Genomic DNA, 3,616 nt, shown 5'->3' on the forward strand with positions numbered 1-3,616 from the left:
TTACCTGCACGCCAGCTTTGGCGCATCTCTCAAGCAGTTTCGGTATGCATTCTTCTCCTTTCTGCACCCTGAAAATAATCCGGTTCGATTCGTTCTTGGCTTCTTTTATGCATTCCATTCCTTTTTCCAGGCCCGCGGCTTTTTCCGGATTTAAGACCTCTAGCTCTATGGTGTCCCCGCCCAGAGAATCCTTCAATTCAGCGGGAGTACCGAGCGCGATTATTCTGCCCCGGTCTATTATTCCCACACGGTCGCAGAAGCTATCAGCTTCTTCCAAATAGTGCGTAGTCAAGACAATGGTTATGCTGTGCTCCTCTTTGAGCTTTTTTATATACGCCCAGATATGCTTTCTGGTCTGCGGGTCCAGCCCTATGGTAGGCTCGTCCAGGAAAAGCACTTTGGGGTAATGCAGGAGCCCGCGCGCTATCTCCAGCCTCCGCCTCATCCCCCCTGAAAAAGTTTTCACCACGTCATTCAGCCTATCCTTGAGTTCAACAGCCTGTATTACAGACTCTATGCGCTCTTTTCTCGCCTGCGCATCCACCCCGTACATCGCGCAGTGCATTTCCAGATTCTCGTAGGCGGTCAGCTCCTCGTCCAGCGACTGGTCCTGGAACACTATGCCTATGCTTCTCCTAACTGCGTCCGAATCTTTGGTTATGTCAAACCCGTTCACTTTCGCTCCCCCTGAGGTGGGGCGCTTCATCGTAACAAGCATTGAAATAAGCGTAGTTTTCCCTGCGCCGTTAGGGCCCAGAAGCCCGAAAATCTCGCCCTCGCGTATGCTGATTGAAATGCTGTCCACCGCGGTCAGCGTCCCGAATTTCCTGGTGAGCATGCTGGTCTCTATGATGTTTTTGGCCTGGTCCATAAAATCACTCTGATATTTTCACTCATTCTCGTAAAAGTTTCCATCGAATCTATGCTTGAGCTTGTTTATTTACATTGCTGGGCAGCTGGATAACACTCAAAGATGTAATCCGGGCCTATTTTTTTAACGTTCTCAGTACGCAATTTCATTGCCCGCGCCACCAGTTCGCTGCCGTTCCCTCCGAACGCAGTTTTCGCCTCGCGCCCTCCGATGAGCATGGGTGCATAAACCAGCACCAACTTGTCTATGAGCCCGGCATCCAGAAAGCTTCCCTGCACTTCGCCTCCGCCCTCGACAAGCACGGAAATCATTCCCATCTTCCCCAATTCAACGAGCAGAATTCTCAAATCCACCCTGCCTCCCCCGCACAAAATCACTTTCGCTCCATTTTGTTCGAGCGCCTTTTTCCTCTCTTCGCGCGCGTTCACGCAGGTTGCGATTATGGTTTTCCCTTCCTGGAGCAGTTTCGCCCCAAGAGGGGTTCTCAGCGCATCGTCAAGCACGATTTTCACCGGATTCCTTCCTCCTGGAATCCGCGCAGTGAGCTGAGGATCGTCTTCGAGCACAGTGTTTATCCCGACCAGCACAGCGTCGCAGGAGCTTCTCATCCCATGCGCATATCTCCTGGCCTTTTCCCCGCTTATCCATCTAGAGTCCCCCGTCCTGGTCGCGATTTTCCCGTCCATGCTCATCGCAGCCTTCACAATCACGAAGGGAAGCCCGGTTCTGCAGTATTTCACGAACACCTCGTTCTGCTTTACCGCCTCATCCTCCAGCACTCCGCATTCAACTTCCAGCCCGGCTTTGCGCAGTTCGTTTTCCCCTCCGCCAGCAACGTTCGGATTAGGGTCCTTCATCCCGAAAACCACTTTTGAAATTCCCGCATCAATAACCGCTTTCGTGCATGGGGGCGTTTTTCCAAAATGGTTGCACGGCTCAAGAGTGGAGTACAAAACCGCCCCCTTCGCGTCCTCTGCATTCCGGAGGCTTTTGAGCGCATCCACTTCCGCGTGCGCCATCCCGGCTTTTTCATGGTATCCTTTCCCGATTATTTTTCCGCCCTTCACTATCAACGCCCCAACATAAGGATTAGGGGAAGGATTGCCTTTCGCGGCCAGTTTGAGCGCCAGCCGCATGAATTTCTCGTCTTCGCTTTGCTCCATGCCAATCGCTTGCACAAGTGATTACAGGATATGCCCCATCCTGTCTTTTTTCGTTTTCAGGTATCTCTCGTTGTATCCGTTAGCCTCCACCACTATGGGCACCCTTTCCACCACGCCTATCCCATGCGCCTTCAAATCCTCAATCTTTTTCGGATTGTTCGTAATCAGCCTTATTCTCCCTATTCCCATCTCCCGCAGTATTTTAGCTGCTGCCCCGTAAGTCCGTTCATCTCCTTTGAATCCTAATTTCTGGTTCGCCTCCAGCGTATCTAATCCTTCGTCCTGCAGTTTGTACGCCCTCACTTTGTTCACCAGCCCTATCCCCCTTCCCTCCTGATCCATGTATATGAGCAGCCCGTTTCCGTTTTTTCGTATCATTTCCAGCGAGCGCTCGAGCTGGCCCCTGCAGTCGCACCTGAGCGATCCGAAAACGTCGCCAGTGAGGCATTTCGAGTGCATGCGCACGAGCACCGGCTCCTTCAGCTCGCCGTATTCGAGCACCAGTATTTCCTGGCCCTCGTCCTTGTAGGCGCGCATCTGGAAATCCCCGAGCCGCGTGGGGAAAAAAACCTTTGTCTCGCCGTTCATCCAATCATGCCTCCAAATGCGCTCATTTCCTCATCTCGTTCACCAGCTTTACCGCGGACTGCACCGCCCTTTCCGCGTATTCCTTCTTCCTGGCTTCTGCCTGGGGGAATGTGGCTCCTGGCCCTATCACCCCAAGAACAACGGGCTTTTTGAATTCGAGCGAAAGCCCGGAAATCTCCCTGGACGCGTTTTCCGCAACAATCTCATCATGCTTGGTTTCGCCTTTTTTCACGAATCCCAAAGTTACAACCGCATCAATCCGTTTATTCCAGAGCAGCTTCTTTACCGCAAGGGGCATGTCAAAAACCCCAGGCACATGGAGCACTTCCACTAAATCAATTCCGCTCTTTTCCGCCTCGTTCATCGCGCGTTTCTCCATTTCGCTGGTGATGCCTGGATTGAATTCCGCGACCACAAGTCCGATTCCCATCTTTCGTTCGCGGGTTTTTATTTCCCCTTCATCCTCTTTCCCCTGCCGCACTCCTTTCCCGGCCATCTTCACGAGCTCTTCGGGATGGTTGAGCAGGTTCAGCGCGTTCTGCACGTGCTTTCTCGCCCTGTTCTCGCATATCTCCGCGAGTTCGCGCCAGCTCCAGGCCTCGTTCTCGTGCACGAATACCTCGATTATGTGCTTATTAGCCATTAATTTGGCCTGCATCATCCCCAGGGAAGCCTCGTGGGCGCACTGCGTGTCTATGGGCGCCCCGCCCACCATCCCCAAAGCGATGCAGATGTCGCATCCTGAATCCAGCAGTTTCTTGCATTCAACCGCAAGGTCCTTTATTCCAGGCACCGTTCGCCTCTCGGCTTCAACATCCGCACCAAGTTTCGCAAGCTCGTCGAGCGCAATGGCGCCCATGTTCACCCGCGCAAACATCGTGTCAACAACACCTATCCGAACCGCAGGGGGGTCGTTTCTACCTTCTATTCGGCGACCCCCCTTCAGTTTGAGGCTCCTCCTGATTCCCCCCGCATTTACGCTCGCATACGCTCG

4 protein-coding genes are annotated in these 3,616 nt (G+C 53.1%); all 4 read right to left on the reverse strand.

Going from position 1 to position 3,616, the window contains the following annotated elements; translation table 11 throughout:
* On the reverse strand, nucleotides 1-871 hold an 871-nt coding region (locus tag WC488_04970; protein ID MFA5077749.1), incomplete at its 3' end, for an ATP-binding cassette domain-containing protein.
* A gap of 65 nt (nucleotides 872-936) precedes the next feature.
* The gene (gene ribD, locus WC488_04975) at nucleotides 937-2,034 is read right to left on the reverse strand and encodes a bifunctional diaminohydroxyphosphoribosylaminopyrimidine deaminase/5-amino-6-(5-phosphoribosylamino)uracil reductase RibD (GenBank protein ID MFA5077750.1); all 1,098 of its coding nucleotides are present in this window, start codon (nucleotides 2,032-2,034) and stop codon (nucleotides 937-939) included.
* 21 nt (nucleotides 2,035-2,055) lie between these two features.
* The gene (ribA, locus tag WC488_04980; GenBank protein MFA5077751.1) at nucleotides 2,056-2,622 is read right to left on the reverse strand and encodes a GTP cyclohydrolase II; all 567 of its coding nucleotides are present in this window, start codon (nucleotides 2,620-2,622) and stop codon (nucleotides 2,056-2,058) included.
* 22 nt (nucleotides 2,623-2,644) lie between these two features.
* On the reverse strand, nucleotides 2,645-3,616 hold a 972-nt coding region (gene ribC / locus WC488_04985; GenBank protein ID MFA5077752.1), incomplete at its 5' end, for a riboflavin synthase.

The sequence above is a fragment of the Candidatus Micrarchaeia archaeon genome, from assembly GCA_041650355.1.
In the GTDB taxonomy this organism is placed as follows: Archaea; Micrarchaeota; Micrarchaeia; order Anstonellales; family Bilamarchaeaceae; genus JAHJBR01.